At 67.5% G+C, this 23,609-nt stretch carries 23 protein-coding genes; 3 read left to right on the top strand and 20 right to left on the bottom strand.

Annotated features, from left to right (window positions below; genetic code table 11):
- Position 1: 1 nt before the first annotated feature.
- Genes PCK14_RS17845 through pyrR form a run of 4 tightly spaced genes read right to left on the bottom strand, consistent with a single transcriptional unit; the run spans position 2 to position 3,469 of the window.
- The gene (locus PCK14_RS17845; RefSeq protein ID WP_269939867.1) at positions 2-526 is read right to left on the bottom strand and encodes a PH-like domain-containing protein; all 525 of its coding nucleotides are present in this window, start codon (positions 524-526) and stop codon (positions 2-4) included.
- Complete coding sequence (locus tag PCK14_RS17840; protein ID WP_269939866.1) at positions 526-1,851, bottom strand: dihydroorotase; 1,326 nt, start codon at positions 1,849-1,851, stop codon at positions 526-528. The genes PCK14_RS17845 and PCK14_RS17840 overlap by 1 nt, the downstream gene beginning before the upstream one ends.
- The gene (locus PCK14_RS17835) at positions 1,848-2,867 is read right to left on the bottom strand and encodes an aspartate carbamoyltransferase catalytic subunit (RefSeq protein ID WP_269939865.1); all 1,020 of its coding nucleotides are present in this window, start codon (positions 2,865-2,867) and stop codon (positions 1,848-1,850) included. Before PCK14_RS17835 ends, PCK14_RS17840 begins: the two co-directional genes overlap by 4 nt.
- Positions 2,864-3,469: a bifunctional pyr operon transcriptional regulator/uracil phosphoribosyltransferase PyrR gene (gene pyrR / locus PCK14_RS17830; protein ID WP_269939864.1), complete on the bottom strand. Its 606-nt coding sequence runs from the start codon at positions 3,467-3,469 to the stop codon at positions 2,864-2,866. The genes PCK14_RS17835 and pyrR overlap by 4 nt, the downstream gene beginning before the upstream one ends.
- Positions 3,470-3,681: 212 nt before the next feature.
- Between pyrR and PCK14_RS17825 the strand changes: the two genes are divergently transcribed.
- On the top strand, positions 3,682-5,079 hold the full coding sequence (locus PCK14_RS17825; protein WP_269939863.1) for a PrsW family intramembrane metalloprotease: 1,398 nt from the start codon (positions 3,682-3,684) through the stop codon (positions 5,077-5,079).
- 116 nt (positions 5,080-5,195) lie between these two features.
- Here PCK14_RS17825 and nusB read toward each other — a convergent pair whose 3' ends face one another.
- The 14 genes from nusB to PCK14_RS17755 form a co-directional block, all read right to left on the bottom strand.
- Complete coding sequence (gene nusB / locus PCK14_RS17820; protein WP_269939878.1) at positions 5,196-5,627, bottom strand: transcription antitermination factor NusB; 432 nt, start codon at positions 5,625-5,627, stop codon at positions 5,196-5,198.
- A gap of 14 nt (positions 5,628-5,641) precedes the next feature.
- Positions 5,642-6,205 (bottom strand): elongation factor P, encoded by a 564-nt coding sequence (efp, locus tag PCK14_RS17815; RefSeq protein WP_269939862.1) that lies wholly within the window; start codon positions 6,203-6,205, stop codon positions 5,642-5,644.
- A gap of 157 nt (positions 6,206-6,362) precedes the next feature.
- Complete coding sequence (locus PCK14_RS17810; protein WP_269939861.1) at positions 6,363-6,863, bottom strand: tetratricopeptide repeat protein; 501 nt, start codon at positions 6,861-6,863, stop codon at positions 6,363-6,365.
- Between the two features lies 1 nt (position 6,864).
- A complete protein-coding gene (aroB, locus tag PCK14_RS17805) occupies positions 6,865-7,950 on the bottom strand; it encodes a 3-dehydroquinate synthase (RefSeq protein ID WP_269939877.1) in 1,086 nt (361 codons plus the stop codon).
- 43 nt (positions 7,951-7,993) lie between these two features.
- The gene (locus PCK14_RS17800; RefSeq protein ID WP_269939860.1) at positions 7,994-8,566 is read right to left on the bottom strand and encodes a shikimate kinase; all 573 of its coding nucleotides are present in this window, start codon (positions 8,564-8,566) and stop codon (positions 7,994-7,996) included.
- Complete coding sequence (aroC, locus tag PCK14_RS17795) at positions 8,566-9,765, bottom strand: chorismate synthase (RefSeq protein WP_269939859.1); 1,200 nt, start codon at positions 9,763-9,765, stop codon at positions 8,566-8,568. Before aroC ends, PCK14_RS17800 begins: the two co-directional genes overlap by 1 nt.
- A gap of 5 nt (positions 9,766-9,770) precedes the next feature.
- Positions 9,771-10,682 carry a shikimate dehydrogenase gene (locus PCK14_RS17790; protein ID WP_269939858.1) on the bottom strand — a complete coding sequence of 304 codons (912 nt, stop codon included), beginning with the start codon at positions 10,680-10,682 and terminating at the stop codon, positions 9,771-9,773.
- The gene (gene mltG / locus PCK14_RS17785) at positions 10,683-12,029 is read right to left on the bottom strand and encodes an endolytic transglycosylase MltG (protein WP_269939857.1); all 1,347 of its coding nucleotides are present in this window, start codon (positions 12,027-12,029) and stop codon (positions 10,683-10,685) included.
- A complete protein-coding gene (ruvX, locus tag PCK14_RS17780) occupies positions 12,026-12,616 on the bottom strand; it encodes a Holliday junction resolvase RuvX (RefSeq protein WP_269939856.1) in 591 nt (196 codons plus the stop codon). Before ruvX ends, mltG begins: the two co-directional genes overlap by 4 nt.
- 7 nt (positions 12,617-12,623) lie before the next feature.
- The gene (gene alaS / locus PCK14_RS17775; RefSeq protein WP_269939855.1) at positions 12,624-15,305 is read right to left on the bottom strand and encodes an alanine--tRNA ligase; all 2,682 of its coding nucleotides are present in this window, start codon (positions 15,303-15,305) and stop codon (positions 12,624-12,626) included.
- 118 nt (positions 15,306-15,423) lie between these two features.
- Complete coding sequence (locus PCK14_RS17770) at positions 15,424-15,666, bottom strand: hypothetical protein (protein WP_269939854.1); 243 nt, start codon at positions 15,664-15,666, stop codon at positions 15,424-15,426.
- Positions 15,667-15,690: 24 nt separating this feature from the next.
- Positions 15,691-16,065, bottom strand: a complete 375-nt coding sequence (locus PCK14_RS17765) for a DUF948 domain-containing protein (RefSeq protein WP_269939853.1) — start codon at positions 16,063-16,065, stop codon at positions 15,691-15,693.
- A 191-nt stretch (positions 16,066-16,256) separates the two neighbouring features.
- On the bottom strand, positions 16,257-16,883 hold the full coding sequence (gene rpsD / locus PCK14_RS17760) for a 30S ribosomal protein S4 (RefSeq protein ID WP_269939852.1): 627 nt from the start codon (positions 16,881-16,883) through the stop codon (positions 16,257-16,259).
- Positions 16,884-17,108: 225 nt separating this feature from the next.
- Positions 17,109-18,524 (bottom strand): replication-associated recombination protein A, encoded by a 1,416-nt coding sequence (locus PCK14_RS17755; RefSeq protein WP_442864757.1) that lies wholly within the window; start codon positions 18,522-18,524, stop codon positions 17,109-17,111.
- Between the two features lie 63 nt (positions 18,525-18,587).
- Between PCK14_RS17755 and PCK14_RS17750 the strand changes: the two genes are divergently transcribed.
- Positions 18,588-19,187 (top strand): acVLRF1 family peptidyl-tRNA hydrolase, encoded by a 600-nt coding sequence (locus tag PCK14_RS17750; protein WP_269939851.1) that lies wholly within the window; start codon positions 18,588-18,590, stop codon positions 19,185-19,187.
- Between the two features lie 223 nt (positions 19,188-19,410).
- On the opposite strand, the gene PCK14_RS17745 is transcribed toward PCK14_RS17750, so the two are convergent.
- Entirely contained in the window at positions 19,411-20,193 is a 783-nt protein-coding gene (locus PCK14_RS17745) for a GNAT family N-acetyltransferase (RefSeq protein ID WP_269939850.1), read from the bottom strand.
- Between the two features lie 109 nt (positions 20,194-20,302).
- Between PCK14_RS17745 and PCK14_RS17740 the strand changes: the two genes are divergently transcribed.
- Positions 20,303-21,604, top strand: a complete 1,302-nt coding sequence (locus tag PCK14_RS17740; protein ID WP_269939849.1) for a hypothetical protein — start codon at positions 20,303-20,305, stop codon at positions 21,602-21,604.
- A 59-nt stretch (positions 21,605-21,663) separates the two neighbouring features.
- Here PCK14_RS17740 and aspS read toward each other — a convergent pair whose 3' ends face one another.
- Positions 21,664-23,457, bottom strand: a complete 1,794-nt coding sequence (aspS, locus tag PCK14_RS17735) for an aspartate--tRNA ligase (protein WP_269939848.1) — start codon at positions 23,455-23,457, stop codon at positions 21,664-21,666.
- Positions 23,458-23,609 lie beyond the last annotated feature (152 nt).

Genomic DNA, 23,609 nt, shown 5'->3' with positions numbered 1-23,609 from the left:
CTCAGTTGTTCTTTCCGTTGCTGTCTGTTTGGCCGCCGTGGGGCAGCAATTCCTGCAAAGCTTCAATGAGCGGGCGCTTGGCGCCTGCCTCGGTGGTGCGGAAGCCTGTGTCCACTTCAGTGTCCGCCAGTCTCCAGCCAATGACCACAAGTCCGTCCTTTTCGACAAACTTACCGGCCATTCCTGCCCGCGTCTCCACCTCGAGCAGGGATTCCCTGGCGATGAAGAGGTCCTGCGCCCCGCGGCGTTCAATCACGACGCCGTCCGGGTGGACGCTGACCGTGGCCGGCGTGCGGATGCCCAGGCCGTGGACGGCCATCCGGTCCAGCCAGTCGCCGGCCGCGGTGGTGACCACGTATTGGCCCGGGACGCTGATGGTGGCGGCGCCCAGTCCCCCGGGGATTGCGGGGAGTTCGGCCAGGCCGGCCTGTGACTTGAGCTTGTTGCGCCAGCCCCTGAACATCAAGGCGAAGACCACCACAACGACCAGGAGGACCAGGACGCCGGGCAGGATCCGCTCGTCCACTAGTTGGCCCCGTGGCGGTAGGGCGTGTTGAGCACGCCGTCCAGGACCGTGGGGTGGCCGTGGAAGAACGTGGCCTGCACGCGGCCCGGCAGCACCAGGCCGGCGAAGGGCGAGTTGCGTCCCTTCGTGGCCATGGCGTACGGGTCAACGTTCCAGCGGGCTGCGGGGTCAATCAGCACAATGTTGGCCGGCTCCCCCACTTCCAGCGGACGGCCCTGGTCTTCCACGAGGCCGATTTCGGCCGGCTTGGTGGAGGTGACGCGGGCAAAGTCGGCCCAGGTCATCAGGCCGGTTTCGATCATGGTTTCCTGAACCACGGACAGGGCCGTCTCCAGGCCCGTCATGCCCATGGCCGCGGAGGCCCATTCGCATTCCTTGGCCTCGCTGGGGTGCGGTGCGTGGTCGGTGCCAACAATGTCGATGGTGCCGTCGGCCAGGGCCGCACGCAGGGCGTGGACGTCGGAGTCGGCGCGCAGCGGCGGGTTGACCTTGTACACGGGGTTGTAGCTGCGCACGAGCTCTTCGGTCAGCAGCAGGTGGTGCGGGGTGACCTCGGCCGTGACGGAGATGCCGCGCTCCTTGGCCCAGCGGATGATCTCCACCGAGCCAGCCGTGGAGACGTGGCACACGTGCAGGCGGGAGCCCACGTGGTGTGCCAGCAGCACGTCGCGGGCAATGATGGATTCCTCGGCCACTGCAGGCCAGCCGGCCAGGCCGAGATCCGCCGAGACGGAGCCCTCGTTCATCTGGGCGCCTTCGGTCAGGCGCGGTTCCTGCGCGTGCTGGGCAATCACGCCGTCGAACGCCTTGACGTACTCCAGGGCACGGCGCATCATGACGGGGTCGCTGACGCAGATGCCGTCGTCGGAGAAGACCCGGACGCGGGCGCGGGAATCGGCCATGGCGCCGAGCTCGGCGAGCTGCTTGCCGGCTAGGCCCACGGTGACTGCGCCAACAGGGCGGACGTCGACCCAGCCGGATTCGCGGCCCAGGGTGTGGACCTGCTCCACCACGCCGGCGGTGTCGGCGACGGGTGAGCTGTTGGCCATGGCGTGGACGGCCGTGAAGCCGCCCAGGGCTGCGGCGCGGGTGCCGGTCTCGACGGTTTCGGCGTCTTCGCGGCCGGGTTCGCGCAGGTGGGTGTGCAGGTCCACCATGCCGGGCAGGGCCACCAGGCCGGCGGCTTCAATGACGGTGGCGTCGCCCACAACGTCGCTGCCCAGGTTTTCACCCACGGCGGCAATGACGCCGTCGCGGACCAGGATGTCTGCCGTGGTGGTGCCCAGCAGGGACGCCGAGCGGATCAGGTAGCTTGCGTTGGTCATGAGTGGTCCTTTACTGGGGGCGCAGCTGGGAAGTGGTGGGCGGCGGCGGGTTCGCGCATTTCGCCGGAAAGCAGCAGGTACAGGGCGGCCATGCGCACCGAGACGCCGTTGCGGACCTGGGCCAGGACCGTGGAACGGGGGGAATCGGCGGCCGCGGAGGAGATTTCCAGGCCGCGGTTCATGGGGCCGGGGTGCATGATGATGGTGTCCTTGAGGTTCAGGGCATCCAGCTTGGCGAGGCGGGCGTCGTCGAACCCCCAGCGGCGAGCGTATTCGCGGGCCGACGGGAAGAACGAGGCGTTCATGCGCTCGGCCTGCACGCGCAGCATCATGACGGCGTCCACGCCCTTCTCCAGTGCGGCGTCGAGGTCGTAGCTGACCTCGCAGGGCCAGTGTTCCACGCCCACCGGCAGGAGTGTGGGCGGGGCCACGAGCGTCACGTGGGCGCCCAGGGTGCGCAGCAGCCACACATTGGAGCGTGCCACGCGGGAGTGCAGCACATCGCCGGCAATGATGACGCGCATGCCTGCCAGATCGGCACCCACCGAGGAGCTGCCCTGCAGCTTGGACCAGTGGGCGCGCATGGTGAAGGCGTCCAGGAGGGCCTGCGTGGGGTGGGCGTGAGTGCCGTCGCCGGCGTTGATGACGGCGGCGTCGATCCAGCCGGAGTTGGCCAGCTGCGCGGGTGCGCCGGAGGCCCAGTGCCGGATGACCACGGCGTCGGCGCTCATGGCCTCCAGGGTCTGGGCGGTGTCCTTGAGGGACTCACCCTTGGACACCGAAGAGCCCTTCGCGCTGAAGTTGATGACGTCGGCCGAGAGGCGCTTGGCGGCGGCTTCAAAGGAGATGCGGGTGCGGGTGGAGTCCTCGAAGAAGAGGTTGACCACGGTGCGGCCGCGCAATGCGGGGAGCTTCTTGATCTCCCGCTCCCCCACGGCGGACATTTCCTGGGCGGTGTCCAGGATCAGGATGGCGTTTTCGCGGCTGAGCTGCTCGGTGGAAAGCAGGTGCCTCATGCGCCGGCCTCGATGACTACCTGGTCGCCGGCAGCGGTGCCGCCGTCAATTTCATGCAGGCGGACACGGACCTTTTCGCTGGAGGAGGTGGGCAGGTTCTTGCCCACGTGGTCGGCACGGATGGGCAGTTCGCGGTGGCCGCGGTCAACCAGGACGGCAAGGCGCACGGCGCGGGGGCGGCCCAGGTCCACGAGGGCGTCCAGGGCTGCGCGGATGGTGCGTCCGGAGTACAGCACGTCATCGACCAGGACAATGGTCTTGCCGTCGACGCCGGAGGCAGGCAGTTCGGTGCGGCGCGGGGCCATGGTGGGGTGCTGGGCCAGGTCGTCGCGAAACATCGTGACGTCCAGCTGGCCAACAATGGCAGCCGGGTCGATGGCGGGATCGCTGGCGGCAAGCTTGGCGGCCAGGCGCTGGGCCAAAGGGAAGCCGCGGCGCGGGATGCCCAGGAGCAGGAGGTTCTCCCCGCCCTTGTTGGCTTCGAGAATTTCATAGGCGATGCGGGTCAGTGCCCGCTCGATGTCGGCGGCGCTAAGCACCACGCGGGACACACTGCTCGGGGCTGGCTGGCCGTCCCCGGACGCTGCAGAGGGGTTGTTCATTTTCTTTATGTCCCCTTTCCCCGCCTCACAGGACGGAATTAAAAGGTTGATTGAGTACACCTCAAACTACCACAGCGGCGCCCCTCCCCGGCTCTCGGGAACCCGCCGCGGGGCCCGCCGGGAGCCCCCTGGGCGGTGCTTGTTCCCAGCTGCGGGCCGCCGGCTGCGCGTCCCCCTTTGTGGCGGGGGGCGGTGGCCCTAGTCTTGGAGGCATGACTGAACCGGGCCAATGGCCAGACCCCACAGCCGGCGCACCACAGCAGCAGCCCAGCTATGCGCAGGAACCCCTCCCCGCGGCCCCGCTTTCTCAGGCGCAGGGACCCGGCACTGAACTGAGCCACAGCCCTGAATACTGGGCACACCCGGCACCCACCACGGCGCAGGGAAAGCGCCGCGGCGCGGGCCTGAAGGTGACCAACATCATCCTGCTGTGCGTCCTGGGCCTGGTGACGGCGGTGACCCTGGCGTTCTTCGCCCTGTCCATTGGTGCCAACGTGTTCCTGATCTGTGGGGCCCTGGCCCTGATCCCGCTGGGCATCTGCGTGGTGACCCTGCGCTGGATCGACAAGTGGGAGCCGGAGCCCGTCGCGGCCATGGTCCTGGGTTTCTGTTGGGGCGCCGGCATGGCCGTCATCGCGGCCCTCGTGGTGGGCAGCTGGGTCCAGCCGCTGCTCATGAGCTCCAATGCAGGCGCCGACGCCGACATGGTGGGCGCCGTCATCCAGGCACCGCTCGTGGAGGAAATCTCCAAGGGGGCCGGGCTGCTCCTGCTGTTCTTCCTGCGCAGGCGCACCTTTGACGGCCCCATTGACGGCGTGGTCTACGCCGGCATCATCGCGGCGGGATTCGCCTTCACCGAAAACATCCTCTACTTCGGGCAGGCCCTGGAGGAGGCCCACGGCGAGGTCAACGGCCTGGTGGGGATCTTCATCCTACGCGGGCTCATGTCGCCCTTTGCCCATGTCATGTTTACGGCGACGCTGGGCGTGTGCGTGGGTTGGGCCGCCCGCAACGGCGGCACGGGGCTGGTGCTGCTGGCCTGGGTGGTGGGGCTGGTCCCGGCCATGCTGCTGCACGGGCTGTGGAACGGATCCTCATTCCTGGGCGGGAACTTCTTCTTTGTCTACGTGGTGCTCCAGGTGCCGCTGTTTATCCTGTTCATCCTGCTGATCGTGCTGCTGCGGCGCTCGGAGGCGAAGCTGACCCGCACGCGGCTCTCCGAGTACGTGCCCTCCGGCTGGTTCACCCCGCAGGAGGTGCCCATGCTGGCAACCGGCAAGGGCCGCCGTCGTGCGATGCAGTGGGCCAAGACATTCTCCGCGGGGCCGGTCATGAAGGAATTCATCCGCCTCGCCACCCGCCTGGCCTTCACCCGGCAGCGGCTGCTGGTGGACGCGCGGGCCAACGCGGCCGGGGCTGTGCGGCTTGCGGCGGACCAGGAGCGGGAGATGGAGCTGCTGAACAAGATCACGGCCGTGCGCAGCGACCTTCTGGGCCGCCATGCCGCCGTGGTGTGGCAGGCACAGCAGCAACAGGCAGCCCAATACCAGCAGGCGCAAGCGCAGCTCCAGCAGCCGCAGCCGCAGGCCTGGCAGCCGCCGCAGGGCTAGCTGGCCCGGGCGCACTGGCGCCTAAGGAAGCCACGCACGCACGGCCATAAAAATGGGGGGGCCCGGACCGAAGAAGTCCACGTGCCGGCCCACCACTTTTTGTTGGCGGGGTGAGCCTACGCCAGCAGGGTCGGCTTGATCTGCTGCAGGCGGCCCAGCAGGCCGTTGACGAACTGCGGGGAGTCGTCGGTGGAGAGGATCTTGGCCAGTTCCACGGCTTCGCTCACGGCAACGCCGTCGGGCACGTCGTCGTTGAACAGCAGCTCCCAGGCGCCGATGCGCAGGATGATGCGGTCAACGGCGGGCATGCGTTCCAGCGTCCAGCCCTGCGAGTAGGTCTGCAGGTACTCGTCGATCTGCTCCGCCATGGCGGTGACGCCCTCGACCAGGTCAACCGTGTACAGGTTGATAATCTGGTCGGCGATTTCGCGCCGTGCCGTCATGGCAGACATGGCGCTGACCTCACGCTGCTCTGCCTCGAACAGGATGTCCAGGGCGCGGCGGCGTGCCTTGCTGCGCGCGGAGTTGGGTTTGCCCGAAGGGCTGATTTGACTGCTTGCCACTACTCGCTGACACGTCCCAGGTAGCTGCCGTCACGGGTGTCGACCTTGACCAGGGTGTTGTTCTCAACGAACAGGGGAACCTGGATTTCCAGGCCGGTCTCAACGGTTGCGGGCTTGGTGCCGGCGGAGGAGCGGTCGCCCTGGAGGCCCGGCTCGGTGTAGGTGATGCGCAGCTGGACCGACGGGGGCAGCTCGATGTACAGCGGTGAACCTTCGTGCAGGGCGATGGTCACGTTGATGTTTTCCAGCATGTAGTTCGTGGCGTCGCCAATGGTCTTGCCGGACACCGTGAGCTGGTCGTAGTTGTCCAGGTCCATGAACACGAAGTCTTCGCCGTCCTGGTACAGGTACTGGAAGTCGGAGCGATCGACCGTGGCGGTCTCGATCTTCAGGCCGGCGTTGAACGTCTTGTCAACGACCTTGCCGGAGAGGATGTTGCGCATCTTGGTGCGAACGAACGCACCGCCCTTGCCCGGCTTGACGTGCTGGAATTCGATGATGTTCCAGAGTTGGCCCTCAAGCTTGAGAACGGTGCCGTTCTTAATGTCGTTAGTCGTTGCCACAATAGCCTCTTAGCGTATAAGTATTATCAAAAATCCATTGACCATACTACAGCACACGGGAACTGCGCGCCGCATGATTCCCGCCACCATTGCGGTGCCGCAGGGCACGACGCCGTTGCTGCCGCCGCCATTTCAGTCGGGCCCGGCTGCGCCCCGGCTACTGCTGCTCAGCCAGGTCCAGGGCCCGCTTGAGCGAGACCGTGGCCGAGTAGATGGCGCTGGCGTCGGAGCCGGAGGCCACGCGAAGCTCCAGTGCCGTGGCGAAGTTCTTGGCCGCCGCCTCGTACAGGCCATTGCTGAAGTGGACCTTGCCGAGCTGCTGGAAGACCCAGGGCTCGTTCGTGGTTCCGGTGACCTCGGGCAGCAGCGAGCGGAGCACCCGCTCTGCACGGTCGTAGTTCTTCGTGGCGCGCAGCACCTCCGCATCCAGGACCTGGAGCCTGATGGATGAGGGGTTGGCCAGGCGGGCGTCGGCGGCAACCTCGGCGGCCTCTGCTGCCTGCCCGCGGGCCAGGAGCACGAAGATCGTGTCGCCGGCGTCGTCCGAGGCGGCCAGCGCGTCGGCGCAGGCCTCCTCGTCAACGACCTCGGGCAGCAGTGTCTTCGGGTTCACAGCCGTGCCGGGGAAACCTGCCGAGGGCCAATCCTTCAGGCCCATGCTAGGAGGCGATTTCCTGGTAGGCGGCAAACAGCAAGGACGCATCCGGCACGTCCAGGATGCCCGGCTTGCCGATGCCGTCCAGGACAACGAAGCGCAGCAGGTCCCCGCGGGTCTTCTTGTCGCGCTTCATGCCGTCCAGCAGCGCCTGCCAGCGGTCCCGGCGGTAACTCAGGGGCAGGCCGAACTGTTCCAGGATGGTGCGGTGGCGGTCGGCGTCGGCATCGCTGAGGCGGCCCACGCTGCGGGCCAGTTCTGCGGCGAACATCATGCCGACGGACACGGCGGCACCGTGGCGCCATGAGTAGCGTTCCGTCAGTTCAATGGCGTGGGCCAGGGTGTGGCCGTAGTTCAGGATTTCGCGCAGGCCCGATTCCTTCAGGTCCTCGGAGACCACCTTGGCCTTGACGGCGATGGCCCGCTCGATGAGCTCACGCAGAACCTCGGAGCGCGGGTTCTTGGCTTCCTCGGGGTTGGCCTCGAGCAGGTCAAGGATCACGGGGTCGGCAATGAAACCGCATTTGATGACCTCGGCCATGCCGGAGATCAGCTCGTTGGGGGGCAGGGTGTCCAGTGTGTCGAGGTCCACGAGGACTCCGGCCGGCGGGTGGAAGGCACCCACCAGGTTCTTGCCCTCTGCCGTGTTGATGCCGGTCTTGCCGCCAACAGCGGCGTCAACCATGCCCAGCAGCGAGGTGGGCATGTGGACCACCTTGACGCCGCGCAGCCAGGTGGCGGCGACGAAGCCGCCGAGGTCGGTCACGGCGCCGCCGCCCACGGCCACGATGGCATCGGAGCGGGTGAAGTCGTTCTTGCCCAGCACTTCCCAGCAGAAGGAGGCAACCTGGATGTGCTTGCCTTCCTCGGCGTCGGGGATCTCGGCGGTCAGGGCCGTGAAGCCGGCTGCCTCGAGGTCGCCGCGGACGGCGTCTCCCGTCAGGCGCAGGGCGCGGGGGTGCACCACCAGGACCTTCTTGACCCGCTCGCCCAGCAGGGCCGGGAGCTGGGCCAGCAGGCCGCGGCCCACCACCACGTCGTAGTTCTCCTGCGGCTGGCTGCCGGTGACCTTGATGACGGTGTTGGGCACGGTTGCCGCAGCGTCGGTGGCGGGGGTGGATTCGGTGTTCACTTTAGGGATTCTCTTTCCTTGATTCTTCGGCCAGGAGGCCGACGAGCCGTTCGACGAGCTGGGGCACGTTGGCCTGCCCGACGTCGAGCGTGATGTCCGCCAGCCTGGCGTAGACGGGGCCGCGGACGGCGGCGAGGCGCTGCCAGGTGGCCACGGGGTCTGCGGCCAGGAGCGGGCGGCCGGTGTTGCGGGTGATGCGTTCGCGCACAGTTTCAATGTCGGCGCTGAGGTAGACCACTGTGGCCCGGGCCAGCAGTTGCTGGGTTCCGGAGTCCAGCACGGCTCCCCCGCCCAGGGAGAGCACCACGGGCTTGGGCTTGGGGGAATCGAGCACATCGGCGATGGCCCGGGCCTCCAGCTGCCGGAAGTAGTGCTCCCCGCGGGCGGCGAAGATGCGGGGAACGGGGCCGTGCTTGGCCACGATCTTGTGGTCAGAGTCAATGAAGGGCAGGCCCAGCACGCGGGCCAGCTCGGCCCCCATGACTGACTTGCCCACGGCCATGGGCCCGATCATGACAATGGGCCGGTGGGGCGTGAAGTCCGGCGCCCCTGCCGGGTCATTGCCCGATGCCATCAGTGCCCCTGCGTGTCCAAATTTGCCGGGATCGCCGCGAGGTAGCTGTCCATGTTGCGCTTGGTCTCGGCCATGGAGTCGCCGCCAAACTTCTCAACGAGGGCTTCGGCCAGGACCAGGGCGGTCATGGCCTCGGCCACCACGCCGGCGGCCGGCACGGCGCACACGTCGGAGCGCTGGTGGTGGGCCTTGGCGGGCTCGCCCGTGGACACGTCAATGGTCTTCAGGGCGCGCGGGACCGTGGCGATGGGCTTCATGGCGGCGCGGACGCGCAGCACGTCGCCAATGCTCATGCCGCCCTCGATGCCGCCAGCGCGGTTGGAGGTGCGGATGATGCGGCCGGCTTCGTCGCGCACGATCTCATCGTGTGCGGCGGAGCCGCGGCGTGCGGCGGTGGCGAAGCCGTCGCCCACCTCAACACCCTTGATGGCCTGGATGCCCATGAGGGCCCCGGCCAGGCGGGAATCCAGGCGGCGGTCCCAGTGCACGTAGCTGCCCAGTCCGGGCGGCAGGTTGTAGGCCAGCACCTCGACGACGCCGCCGAGGGTTTCGCCCTGCTTCTGGGCGGTGTCCACTTCCTCGACCATGGCGGCGGAGGTGGCTGCGTCGAAGCAGCGCAGCGGATCGGCGTCCAGGGCTGCCACGTCGGCGAAGGCGGGCAGCGCGGCGTCCTCGGGTGAGGCGACGCCGGCGATCTGGACCGTGTGGCTGACAAGCTCGACGCCAACGGCGGCAAGGATCTGGGCGGCAACCACGCCAAGGGCCACGCGGGTGGCGGTTTCGCGGGCGCTGGCGCGCTCCAGGACGGGGCGGGCCTCGTCGAAGGCGTACTTCTGCATGCCGGTGAAGTCGGCGTGGCCGGGGCGCGGGCGCGTCAGCGGGGCGTTGCGGGCCTGTCCGGCCAGTGTTTCGGGGTCCACGGGGTCAGCAGACATGATCTGCTCCCACTTGGGCCACTCCGAGTTGGCGATCTGGATGGCGACGGGGCCACCCTGGGTCAGCCCGTGGCGCACGCCGCCGAGGATGGTGACCACGTCCTGCTCAAACTTCATCCGGGCGCCGCGGCCATAGCCAAGGCGGCGGCGGGCCAGGGCGTCCTGGATGTGGGCGCTCGTAAGCTCCACACCGGCAGGGACGCCTTCAATAATTCCCACGAGTGCCGGGCCATGTGATTCTCCGGCGGTCAACCAACGCAACATACTCTCTATCCTGCCATGTTCTGCTTGTGGGGATTCCGCCTCGCGACGCCAAGTGCGTCGCACATCACATTGATGACGTCCCCTTCCGAATCTGTTGCGGCCGTGCCGTACCCTCCGGCCTCCGCGAACAGCTTGACTTGTTCCACACCCTGGTACAGCAGCATTTCAATGCCGGCCACGACTGTTCCGCCGCCGGCCTCCCAGGCCTGCCCCAGGGCGCTTGGCCAGGGATCGTAGGCCACATCGAGCAGCAGGGCGCCGTCCACGCGTTCACCGGTGCCGGCAAATTCCGCAGCGAGAGCGTCGGGGCCGTGCGGCGGCAGGGTGGAAATGACGACGTCGAACCCGGCCAGCGCCGCCGCGGCGCCTGAGTAGGGCTCAAGGGATGCGGCTGTGCCCACCCGGGCGGCCACCTCAAGGGTGTCTGCGGCCTTGGCCGCGTCGCGCACGAACAAGGTGGTGTCCGTGGCGCCCAGCGCGGCCAGTGCCGCAATGGCGGAAACGGCCGTGCCGCCGCCGCCCAGGATGGCCGCACGCGGGTTCTCCCGGACGCCGGCGTGGCGCAGGGCGTTCACGATCCCGGCCACGTCGGTGTTGTCCCCCAGAAGGTGGGCCTGCCCGGCGTCGTCCGTGGTGCACACAATGGTGTTCACGGCACCCAGCGCTGCGGCCACCGGTGTGAGGGTGTCCACCAGATCGTGTGCCTCGTTCTTCAGGGGCATGGTGACGGACAGGCCGTACCAGTTGCCTTCCGCACGGACGCGCTCCAGCAGGCCCGCCAGGGCGGGCACCTGGACGTCAATGGCCGTGTAGTTGAAGTTGGCGCCGATCAGCCGGTAGGCGGCATTGTGGAGGGCCGGTGACTTGGAATGCCCGATGGGGTGTCCCAAGACCGCGCCGTTGAGCGGTTCTGCCACTTATTCGCACTTCCCGGCGTTGGCGTTGCACCATGCCACATACTTGGCCACGTTGGCCTGGTGTTCGGCGAAGGTGGCTGCGTACAGCGTCTCGCCGGTGTCCAGGTTGATGGTGACCCAGAAGTAGTACGGGTTGGTTTCCGGGTGCGCAGCGGCCTCGATGGCCTTGATGCCGGGCGAACCGATGGGGCCAACGGGCAGGCCGGGGTTGGCGAAGGTGTTGTAGAGGTTGGTCTTGTCGGCCTTTTCCTCCGCCGTGATGTTGTACGTCTTCTTGCCGAGCCCGTACGCCACGGTTGCATCGGATTCCAGCCGGCCGCCCGTTTCCCCGTTGGGGTTGTTGATGCGGTTTTCAATGGCCCCGGAAATCTTGGCGTAGTTCGCCACATTTCCCTCGAACTCAATGATGCTCGCAATGGTCAGGACGCGGTACTGCTCGGCCGGGTCCTTGATGCCGGTGTCGGTCAGCGACTTCTTGGTGGCGTCGACCATCTGGGTCAGGATGCCCTTGGCATCGAGCTCGATGGGGAAGCGGTACTCCCCCGGTGCCAGGTAGCCTTCGAGGTTCTTGGCCTTCGCCGGCAGCCCGAAGGCGGCGGGGTCGTTGGACAGTGCCTCAAATTGCGCCACGGGAATGCCGCTGCCCTTGGCTAGGACCTCCAGCGTCTCGCCAATGCGCAGGTTCTGGGCGACGGCGGCATAGTGCACCTTGTCATCGCTTGCCGCGAGCAGGATGGTGACGGCGTCGGCCGCCTTCATCTGCTTCTTCATGTTGAAGGTGCCCGGCTGCAGGGATCCGGTGCCGTTGGCGGCGGCCAGGGCGTCAAGGAACGCCTGCTCGCTGGCCACAACGTCAAGCGACTTCAGCTCGGTGGCCACGATCCTGCCGGTTGCGCCGGTGCCAACCTCGACAGCCACTGTGCCGGTGCCGGGGCCGGGGTAGTCAGCCACCTCAAAGCCGCCCAGCATGGGCCGGACGGTCTGCACGGCGAAGTACACGACGGCGCAGAATGCGACGAGGACGATAAAGAAGACCACGCTGCGGCGGCGCTTGCGCACGCGCTTGGACACACGGCTGGTGCGGCGGGAAGGCAGCGGCGCGGCCTCGACTTCATGCTCCGCGTAGTGGTGGGCGTCATCCGGGTGCGCGTAATGCACCTCGTCCGGGTGGGCGTAGTGCGCATCGTCGGGGTGCGCGTAGTGCGCATCGTCCGGGTGCGCCGCGTAGTGGGCGCCGTCGTAGGGGACATCGTCCGGGTGGGCAGCGGGCTGCCAGCCTTCCGGGTGCGTCTCCCCGGGGAGCTGCCCGCCCTGTGCGTGGGCGCGGCCACGGTATAAGTCACTCATCGTTCCTGCGCCCGTTCTTCCGGCATGCCAAATTGCGTGGAAATGGTGGAAACCTCTTCATGTTCAGTGGGCCGGAGGGTCCCCACGACGCCCGGCTCGGGTGCGCGCACAACCTGTCCAACGTTCGCGTTGCGCGCCTTTTGCATGTCGATGGCGTGCTGCAGGATCTCAACTGCTGCCACCTGATCAACCACTTTACGGTGTTCCCGGCTGCCCATGCCAGCTTTGTGCAGGGCCTGGTGCGCGCTGACGGTGGTCAGGCGCTCATCAATGAGGTGCACGGGAACGTCCAGGCCGGCGGCCAGCAGCTGCGCCGCCAGGATGTCCGCATAGTTGCGGGCCATCTCCGCGGAAGCTTTTTCCTCGCCCTTCATGGTCCGTGGCAGGCCCACAAAAATCTGGCAAGCCCCGCGGGCGGCCGCCTCCTTGACAACAACCTTGACGTCGCTGTTTTTCTTCAAGTCCCTGCTGAGGGTCTTGACTGGGGTGGCCAGGATGCCGTCGGGGTCGCAGGAGGCCAGGCCGACGCGGACCATTCCAACGTCCACGCCCAGCTTGACCCCCTGCGGGAAATTTCGCTCCGACACGGTGCCCCTAGGACCGGTTCTTCACGGCATCGCTGACGGCTGCCAGTGCCGCGCCGATGGCGTTGGCGTCGCTTCCGCCGCCCTGTGCCATGTCCGGCTTGCCGCCGCCGCCACCACCAAGGATGCCCGAGGCCAGCTTGACCAGGTTGCCGGCCTTGATGCCTGCCTCGCGGGCGGCCTCGTTGGTGACCACCAGGATGATGGGGCGGGCGTTGCTCACGCCGGCAACGGCAATGGTCGACGGCGCCGAGCCCAGGCGGTTGCGCAGGTCAAGTGCCAGCCCGCGCAGGTCATCGGCGCTGCCGACTTCCCCGGCGTCGTGGGCAATGACGCGCACGCCGTTGGCGTCCACGGCGGTGCCCACCAGGTTGGCTGCTGCTGCGCTGAGCTGTTCCTTGCGCAGGCGCTCCAGTTCCTTCTCCGCGGTCTTGAGCTTGGCCAGGGTTGCGGCAACGCGCTCCTGCAGCAGGTTGGAGGGAACCTTGAGCATGTCGGTCAATTCGCTGACCAGGGCGCGTTCGGCGGCCAGGTGGCGGAAGGCGTCCATGCCCACGAAGGCCTCAACGCGGCGGTTTCCGGAACCAACTGACTGCTCGCCCAGCAGGGTCAGCGAGCCGATGCGGGAGGTGCTGTCAACGTGCGTGCCACCGCAGAGCTCGCGGGACCATGCGCCGTCGATCTCCACAACCCGGACCTCGGAGCCGTAGTTCTCGCCGAACAGGGCCATGGCGCCCAGCGCCTTGGCGGCATCCAGGTCCATGACCTTGGTGTCCACCTTGTAGTTGTTGCGGATGGCGATGTTTGCGACTTCTTCAATTTCCGAGCGGGTTGCCGGGCTCAGGCCCTCGCCCCAGGAGAAGTCGAAGCGCAGGTATCCGGCCTTGTTGAAGGATCCCCGCTGGAGGGCCTCCGGGCCGAGGATCTGGTGCAGGGCGGCGTGCACAATGTGCGTTCCGGTGTGTGCCTGCTCGGCGGCGTGGCGGCGTTCGCGGTCGACGGCGGCGCGCACCAGCGCGTCGGCCGGCAGTTCGCCTTCGCGCACGATTGCCTGGTGGACGCTCAGGCCCTTGACGGGGCGCTGCACGTCCAGGACTTCCACCACGAAGCCGTCACCGGTGATGAGGCCGGTGTCGGCGGCCTGGCCGCCTGCCTCGGCGTAGAACGGGGTGGCATCCAGGACCAGGGAGATTTCGTCGCCCGTGGAGGCGTGCTGCACGGGTGCGCCGTTGGAGAGGATGGAGCGCACGCGCCCCTCCCCTTCCAGTTCGGTGTATCCGGTGAACTTGGTCTCGCCCTGGGCCAGGAGTTCGTGGAAGACGGAAAGGTCGGCGTGGCCGCTCTTCTTGGCCTTGGCGTCCTTCTGGGCGCGCTGGCGCTGCTCGAGCATGAGGGAGCGGAAGCCGGCCTCGTCCACGGCCAGGCCTGCTTCGCCGGCCATTTCCAGGGTCAGGTCGATCGGGAAGCCGTAGGTGTCATGCAGGGCAAAGGCCTCTTCACCGGAGAGCGGGGAGTTCGCTGCCTTGGAAACCTTCACGGCCTCCTCCAGGCGGGCGGTGCCGCTGGCGATGGTGCGCAGGAACGACTTTTCCTCGGCGTAGGCAATGCGGGAGATGCGGGCAAAGTCCTCGGCCACGGCGGGGTAGGCGCCCTTCATGGCGTCGCGGGAGACCGGCAGCAGCTCGGGCAGCACGGCCGTTTCGACGCCGAGCAGGCGCATGGCGCGCACGGCACGGCGGATCAGGCGGCGCAGCACGTAGCCGCGGCCCTCGTTGGAGGGGGTGACGCCGTCGGAAATGAGCATGAGCGAGGAGCGGATGTGGTCGGCCACAACACGCATGCGGACGTCGTCCACGTGGTGGGGGTCGGCCGGGTCCTCGGTGGAGGTGTACTCCTTGCCGGACAGCTCGGCGGCCTTGTCCAGGACGGGGCGGACCTGGTCGGTCTCGTACATGTTCTCCACGCCCTGGAGAATCATGGCCAGGCGTTCCAGGCCAAGGCCCGTGTCAATGTTCTTGTTGGGCAGCTCGCCAACAACGTCGAAGTCCACCTTGGAGGTGACGTTGTCGATCTGGTACTGCATGAACACGAGGTTCCAGATCTCAATGTAGCGGGTCTCGTCGGCGATGGGGCCGCCGTCGATTCCATACTCGGGGCCGCGGTCGTAGAAGATTTCCGAGCAGGGGCCGGCGGGGCCGGGCTGGCCGGTGGACCAGTAGTTGTCTTCCTTGCCGATGCGCTGGATGCGCTCCTCGGGGAAGCCGACCTTGTCGCGCCAGATTTCCAGCGCCTCGTCGTCTTCCTTGTAGACGGTGACCCAGAGGCGGTCCGCGGGCAGGCCAAAACCGCCGTCGGCAACAGATGTGGTCAGCAGTTCCCAGGCGTAGGGAATGGCTGTTTCCTTGAAGTAGTCGCCAAAGGAGAAGTTGCCGCACATCTGGAAGAAGGTGCCGTGGCGGACAGTCTTGCCCACCTCGTCAATGTCGCCGGTGCGGATGCACTTCTGCACGCTGGTCGCCGTCTTGAACGGCGGCACCTCGCGGGCTGTCAGGTACGGGATGAAGGGGACCATGCCGGCCACCGTGAACAGCAGCGACGGGTCGGAGGACACCAGTGACGCAGACGGCACGGGGGTGTGGCCCTTGCTGGCGAAAAAATCTACCCAGCGGCGTGCAATGTCATGGGATTTCATTAGCCTGGTGGCTCCTTCAATAGTTGTTGCTGGCAGTTCTGCTTGCAGTTCATGGTGCACCCGTGAATGAAAGGTGCGGCTCCCGTTGCCGGGTGCGGTGGTGCCGCCTTGGCGCAGGCTAGGGGGCCTGGTGCTGGCCCGCGGCCTGCTCCTGGTCAATGCCCAAGGCAAGGCGGAGGTCCGATTCCCGCTCATCCATGTTCTCACGGAGGGCGTCGGCGAAGTCGTGGACGGCGTCGCTGACGCGCCCCACGGCACGGTTGAGGCCCTCCGGGCCGAATGTGCCCTGGGCGGCAGCAATCTTGCGGGCGGCAATCACGCCGATGGTGATGCCCACGCCGAGCCAAAATATCTTCTTCATCTTTTGGAATCCTCCGAAGGCTTGTTAGCGGCTGCGCCGTGCGCGGCGGGGCTTGCCACGGCCGGCGAAGGCCTGGCGGACGCCGTAGGAAAAAGCGGCAACCTTGATCAGCGGGGAGCCAACCGTGGCGGCCACGAGTGCCGAAAGCGCCGAGATGTTGGCGGTGGCGTCGGAGACGTTGTTGGAGATGCCGTCCACCTTGCCCAGCTGGGTGTTGGTGGTTGCAACCGTGGCGGTGACCTCGTCAATGAGTGGCGTGGTGCCGTCGCCGATCTGGCGGATCGTGGTGCGGATCTCGTCAAAGACCTTGCCCAGCTTGAAGATGGGCACGGCCAGAAGCGCCACGAGCACGGCGAAGACGCCCGCTGCGATCAGTCCTGCGATGTCGCCACCACTCATGCGTGCCGCCTCTTTTCCTTCGTTCGGTGGGGATTGCAGCCGGCCCGGTTCCCGGGCGCGCTTTCCCCCAAGCCACCTTAGTCGAAAAACCTGCCCCTTTTGAAACACAAAACAGCCCGTGGCGGATGCCACGGGCTGTTTTGTGTTTCAAGCTTCGAATTGATTCGAGCCCTACTCAATGCCAAATGAATTTAGCGTGAGTAGAATTCCACAACCAGCTGCTCTTCACAGGTCACGGGGACCTCGACACGCTTGGGCTTGCGAACCAGGCGGGCCTGCAGGCTCTCCAGCTTCACATCCAGGTATGCCGGGACGGCGGGGAGCACGTCGCGGTGGGCGCCGGCTGCAGCAAGCTGCAAAGGCGTCATGGTCTGGCTGCGCGGGTGCACGTGGATCAGCTGACCCTCGGCAACGCGGAACGACGGGCGGTCCACGCGGGCGCCGTCGACCATGATGTGGCGGTGCACAACCAGCTGGCGGGCCTGGGCGGTGGTGCGGGCGAAGCCGGCACGCAGGACCAGGGCGTCCAAACGGGTTTCCAGGATCTCAACCAGGTTTTCACCGGTCATGCCCTTGGTGTGCTTGGCTTCTTCGAATGCACGGGTCATCTGTGCTTCGCGGATGCCGTACTGGGCGCGCAGACGCTGCTTTTCGCGCAGACGCACTGCGTAGTCGCTGTCCTGCTTCTTGCGGGCGCGGCCATGCTCACCGGGGCCGTACGGGCGGCGCTCCAGGTACTTGGCGGCCTTGGGAGTCAGGGCAATGCCGAGGGACCGCGAAAGGCGGGCCTGACGGCGGGCACGTGTGTTGTTAGCCACTTGTGTCCTTCCAATATGTGCAATAAGTGTTGTTCTGGCCTCCATTGTGGAGAGTTGGGGCTATTGCAACCCGTCGCTGCAGCAGCTGGGCATGAACAACAAATCAGCAAAACACAAGGAAATACGCGGCTTGCGCCGCGTGAATCGTGCAGTGATGTTGTGCATGGAGCCAGAGCTTGCCAGTGCGCCCTAAAGTCTACCACCAGAACGAACGCCGGCCCGCGCTCAGTTGCCGCGGATGATCCCGCGCAGGCGCTCCAGCCGGGGGCCGAGCTCGCGTTCGTGGCCGTTGGCGGTGGGCGTGTAGTAGTTCTTGCCCACCAGGTCATCCGGCGGGTACTGCTGGGTCGCGATGGAGTGCGGGGCGTCGTGCGCGTAGATGTAGCCCTTGCCGTGGCCAAGGCCCGCGGATCCGGCGTAGTGCGCGTCGCGCAGCGGCGGCGGGACCGTGGTGCCCTTGCCGGCCCGGACATCGGCAATGGCCGCATTGATGCCCATGTAGGCGGCGTTGGACTTCGGTGCCGTGGCAACGTGGACCACTGCCTCGGCCAGGATGATCCTGGCCTCGGGCATGCCGATCAGCGCCACGGCCTGGGCGGCGGCAACGGCCGTCTGCAGGGCCGTGGGATCGGCCATGCCCACGTCCTCGGCGGCGGAGATCATGATGCGCCTGCTGATGAAGCGCGGGTCCTCCCCCGCCTCGAGCATCCGGGCCAGGTAGTGCAGCGCCGCGTCCACGTCGGAGCCGCGCACGGACTTGATGAAGGCGCTGATGATGTCGTAGTGCTGGTCCCCGGCGCGGTCGTAGCGCACGGCGGCGGCGTCGATGGCGCGTTCGGCCACGGCCAGGTCAATTTCCACCGGACCGTCCCCGGCGGTGGCTTCCAGGTCCAGTTCGTTCAGCGCCACGCCGGCCGCGGCTTCGAGTGTGGTGAGCGCGCGGCGGGCGTCGCCAGCGGCCAGGCGCACCAGGTGGTCCATGGCGTCGTCGGTGACGCTGACCAGGCCGTCGAGTCCGCGCTGGTCGGTGACGGCGCGCTCCAGCAGGCCCTGGATGTCGGCGTTCGTCAGGGGCTGCAGCGTCAGCAGGATGGAGCGTGACAGCAGCGGTGCCACCACGGAGAACGACGGGTTCTCGGTGGTGGCGGCAATCAGCACAACCCAGCGGTTTTCGACCCCGGGCAGCAGGGCGTCCTGCTGGGCCTTGTTGAAGCGGTGGATCTCATCCAGGAACAGGACAGTGGTGCGACCGTGCAGGTCACGGTCAGTCAGCGCCTGGTCCATGACCCGGCGCACGTCCTTGACGCCGGCGGTGATGGCGGAGAGCTCAACAAACTTCCGCCCGGGGCCGCGTGCAATCACGTGGGCCAGGGTGGTCTTGCCCGTTCCGGGGGGACCCCACAGCATGACGGAGGCGGGGCCGGCCGCTCCCCCGGAGCTTCCGCCTGCGGCCAGCATCTGCAGCGGTGAGCCCGGTCCCAGCAGGTGTTGCTGGCCCACCACCTCATCGAGGCTGCGTGGGCGCATGCGCACTGCAAGCGGGCTGCGCGGCCGGGCACCGGCGGATGCGGACGGCGCACCAAAGGTGGGCTCGTTGTCGTCCGTGTCGTCCCCGTGCAGGGCGCTAAAAAGGTCACTCACCCCTCTAGGCTATCGCCACCTGCCCACACCGCCCGCCGCGGCCCCCGGCGGTAGTCTTGCAGCGTGAATCCCTCCTCGCGCACAGCCCTTGTCCCTGCCGCCCGCCTGACCGGCTGGGTGGAGCGCTTCGCCGCCGCCCACCAGGGCCCGGCCGGCACGCAAGACACGGACGACGGCGTCCTGCTGGCCATGCGCGACGGCGCCACGGCGCTGCTGTCCCCTCCGTGGCCTGATGACGGCCGGCCCGGACGGGGTGCCGGGCCCGTGGAGCGGCTCGCCTCGCTGGCGGCTCAGGAGCGCCGGCTGGGGCTGGTGCTGGTTCGCCGGGGCGGATATGCAGTGGGCGTCTCGGTGGGTGGAAAGCTGGTGGCGCACAAGGTGGGCACGGCCTCGGCGCGGTCGCGCGGCGGGGATTCGGGCGCTGCCGTGGTGGAGAAGGCCGTGGCGGAGGCCGCCAAGGTGTTTGCCGGGCAGGGTTTTGAGTATCTGGCCACAGGCGGGGACGCCAAGCTGCTGGCGTCTGCGCTGCAGAACCCCGCGCTGAAGGCCGTAGCGGGGAGGCCCCGCCTGATCCCCCTGCCGGTGGCCGACCCCAACATGGCGGTGTTGCAAAAGGCCGCAGCAGATTTCTGCGCCGTCCGGATCCGCATCACCGAGCCCTGACCCGCCCCCCCTCCAACAGACGCTCCCTCACTTTCGGGGGTGTTTTGGTCAACGCTCCCTCACTTTCGGGTGTCCTGTGGCCAACGCTCCCTCATTTTCAGGGGTGTTTTGGCCAACGCTCCCTCACTTTCGGGAGTCCCAGGGCAAACGCCCTTTCCACGGTGAGGGAGCGTTTGGGAAAAGGGGCCATAAAGTGAGGGAGCGTCTGGGGTGGGGCGGGGGTTTAGCAGGCGCCGGGTGCTCGCCGCAGCGGGGCCTGGCGGTAGTGGTAGCGGCCCACCTCGGCGAATCCCGCTCGGCGGTAGAGCTCCTGCGCACCGGCGTTGGCGTTCGTGACCATGAGCCACATGCGCTCGGCACCAGCCGCGAGGGCATGTTTCATGAGCGCCGCCAGCACGGCTCCTGCCACGCCCTGGCGACGGAAATCAGGGTGTGTGGCCATGCCGTAGATGCCGCCCCAGCCGTCCACGAGCGACAGCCGGCCCGTGCCCACCACGTCGCCTGCGCTGTTGCGGGCAGTGGCGTACAGCGACGGGGCCCCGGAAAGAATGTCCCGCGCCACGTGCTTCTCGGCCTCCCCGCCGCGGCCGTCCACGGACCACCAGAGGTCCAGCCATTCGGCCGACGGTGTGTCCGCCAGGTCCACCGAGATGCTGGCGGGCGCCGGGCCGTCTGCCGGGGACGTCGTTGCGGCCATGATGATGGTCTCGGACTGCCGTGAGTACCCGCGGCCGTCCAGGAAGTCCTCCAGTGCGGCGTTTTCGGGCCGCCGGGTGAGCTGGAAGATGACCGGCTGGCGGCGCTGCGCGTACCACTCGTCGGCGTGGCGCAGGCTGGCGGCCGGGTTGGAGGATTCGGCCGCCGGCCAGATGGAGTTGGCCCGCTGCGTGACGCCGCCGGCCGAACGCAGGACCCAGCCGTCCGCCGTCGAGCTTTCCAGCGCGGGCCAGGCCGCATCCATGAGGCGTTCGAGGGTGTCAAGGGAAACGGCAGTGGAATTGGGCATGCGCCATTCTAGACAGGACACCAGCTGCGGGGTCTAAAGTGTCTCCCAGTTGCTCCGGGAACTGCCCGGCGGCAGCAGACACTTTCGGCACGTGGATTGGTGGTTCAACATGGTCTGGACAGAAGTGGCAAACGCCGGCGAGCTCGTGGACGCGCTGGCGTCGGGCAGCCCCAACATCGAGGTGGTGGGGACCATCCAGGGCATGCCCTCGGTGACGCTGCCGCCTGGCACCTCACTCCGCGGCGGCACCCTGGCCTTCGGCGCGAAGGGGCTGCGGCTGAGCAGCAACAACCACCTCGCCAACATCACCGTCAGCACGGCGCCGCATGAGGTGGCCATCTGGAACGACACCTCCGTGTCGGACCTCGGCACGCTGGTGCTGCACAACGTCACGGCCACCGGACAGGTGTACCTGGCGGCGGAGGGCAATGTGCGGGCCGGCCGGATCGAGGCCGACGGCGTCCACGTCACGGCCGCGGACACCCGCGGCCGCTTCAACCGGCCCACGGGCTTTGGCGTGGAGGCCCTGCAGGGCGCCTTCACGGTGTGGAACCGCCAGGCCGATCCTTCCGTGGTGCTCACGGCCCGGCTGGAACACATTTCCGCCGGCAGCCAAGCGGAGCCCGTTCACGGCGGCGGCATCTTTGTGGGCGGGCACGGCGACATCGCGGGCAAGGCCGACGGCGGAAGCATCGAGGTGGAACTCCTGAGCACAGTGGACGTGTTCTCCAACGGCGGCATTGCCCCGGGCACCCCGGACTTGATCAGCGGTGGCGTGTTCGTCATCAGCGGCGCCAACGTGGCCGAGGTGCGCAACCTCGGAACCACCACCACGTACGGCCAAAACGACATGGTGCTGGACAACTGGGGCGCCGTGGAGGCCTGGAACGTGCACGGCGCGGTCACCTCGTGGGGGCCCAGCGGGATCGGATTCGTGAACTTCGGCGCCATCGGCACGCTGACCGTGGATGCCCCCGTGGAGACATTCGGCCTGGGTGCGCGCGGCTTCAACGTCTACGACGGGTCCCTGCAGGAGGCCGTGTTCGAGTCCATCACGACGCACGGCAACGGCTCCGTGGGCGTGCAGGTCAGCCGTGACTTGCCATCCCTGACCATCCGCGGCGACCTCCGCACGGAGGGCAGCACGGGCGAGTCCCTCGTCAAGGGCGTCCTGGTGGAACTCTCCGCCATCGCCCTGAGCATCAAGCCCGGCGGGCGCATCGGAACGGCCCGGATCGGCGGGGACGTGCGCACCGAGGGTCCGGGCGTGCCCGCCCTGGAGCTCGAGGGTTCGTTGGAGGAAATCACCGTGGGAGGCTCGGTCACCGCCGTTGGTGGCGCGTCCGACGTCGTCCATTCCGTTCCGGAGCTGGCCCCGGTTTTGGCGGGGCTCACCATCGAGGGCCGCTAGGCACAAAAATGCCGGCCACCCCGAAAGGGGTGGCCGGCATTTTCATGCAGAACGGGGTGTTACTTCTCGCCGTCCTTGGGCTTGGCTTCAGGCTTGGCTTCGGGCTTGAAGTCCACGCCGGCTTCCTTGCGCTGCTGCGCCGTGATCGGGGCCGGGGCCTCGGTCATGGGGTCGTAGCCGCCGCCGGACTTGGGGAAGGCGATGACGTCGCGGATCGAGTCAACACCGGCCAGCAGGGACACGGCACGGTCCCAGCCAATGGCAATTCCGCCGTGCGGCGGGGCGCCGAACTTGAAACCGTCAAGCAGGAAGCCGAACTTCTCGTCGGCCTCGGCCTCGGAGATGCCCATGACGCCGAAGACGCGCTCCTGGATGTCGCGGCGGTGGATACGGATGGAACCGCCACCAATTTCGTTGCCGTTGCAGACAATGTCGTAGGCGTAGGCCAGGGCCTCGCCCGGATCGGTGTCGAAGGTGTCCATGAACTCGGGCTTGGGCGAGGTGAACGCGTGGTGCACGGCCGTCCAGGCGCTGTGGCCCAGGGCCACGTCGCCGGAACCAACGGCAACGCTGGTGGGCTCGAACATGGGCGCGTCCACAACCCACACGAACGCCCAGTCCTTCGGGTCGATCAGGCCGGTGCGGTGGCCGATTTCAACGCGGGCGGCACCCAGCAGGGCGCGCGAGGAAGAGACGTCGCCAGCGGCGAAGAAGATGCAGTCGCCGGGCTTGGCGCCCACGGCGTCGGCCAGGCCGGCACGCTCGGTGTCCGTCAGGTTCTTCGCAACGGGGCCGGTGAGCTCGCCTTCTTCCTTGACCAGCACGTAGGCCAGGCCCTTGGCGCCGCGCTGCTTGGCCCATTCCTGCCAGGCGTCGAGCTGGCGGCGGGGCTGTGAAGCACCACCGGGCATGACAACGGCACCAACGTAGGGAGCCTTGAAGACGCCGAACTCGGTGTCCTTGAAGAACTCCGTCATCTCGGTCAGTTCCAGGCCGAAGCGCAGGTCCGGCTTGTCGGAACCGAAGCGGGCCATCGCATCGCGGTAGGTCATGCGCTGGATGGGCAGCGGAATCTCGACGTCGATCAGTTTCCACAGCTCGGAGACAATCTTCTCGCCCAGGGCGATGATGTCATCCTGGTCAACGAAGCTTGCCTCGATGTCCAGCTGCGTGAACTCCGGCTGGCGGTCCGCACGGAAGTCCTCGTCGCGGTAGCAGCGGGCGATCTGGTAGTACTTCTCGAAGCCACCAACCTGCAGGAGCTGCTTGAACAGCTGCGGGGACTGCGGCAGCGCGTACCAGGAACCGGGGGCCAGGCGTGCCGGCACCACGAAGTCGCGGGCACCTTCGGGGGTGGAGCGCGTCAGCGTCGGGGTTTCAATTTCGATGTAGCCCTGTTCGTGCAACAGGTTGCGGGCCACGCGGTTGGCCTCGGAGCGCAGGCGCATGTTGCGCTGCATGCCCGGGCGGCGCAGGTCCAGGTAGCGGTGCTTCAGGCGTGCTTCCTCGCCGACCTCCACGTGCTCGTCAACCTGGAACGGCAGTGGTGCTGCCTCGTTAAGCACGACGACGTCATCGGCCATGACCTCGATCTCACCCGTGGCGAGGCCCGGGTTTTCGTTGCCTTCGGGGCGGCGGGAAACCGTTCCGGTGATCTGCAGCACGAACTCGTTGCGCAGGGCGTGGAACACTGCTTCCTCGCGCACCACAACCTGTGCAACACCCGAGGCGTCGCGCAGGTCGAGGAAGGCGACGCCGCCGTGGTCGCGGCGGCGCGCAACCCAGCCCGTGAGGGTGACGGTTTGGCCAATATGTTCTGCCCGCAGGGAGCCCAGGTCATGTGTGCGCAGCACAGCATTCCTTTCAATGGAGGTGTTCGGCCCTGGTTCCGGGCCGCGAAAAGAGTTTGTCTAGAAGTTTACCGGTGATTCAATCTCCCGGTGGTGGGGGGGGGGGGGGCGCCGCCCCACCCGCCGGGCCCCGGCCGCCCCCCCCCACCACCGGC

The sequence above is a fragment of the Arthrobacter sp. HY1533 genome (assembly GCF_027568515.1).
Classification (GTDB): Bacteria; Actinomycetota; Actinomycetes; order Actinomycetales; family Micrococcaceae; genus Specibacter.
The sequence above is the reverse complement of the archived record's forward strand: the minus strand, read 5'-3'. Positions and strand labels throughout refer to the sequence as shown.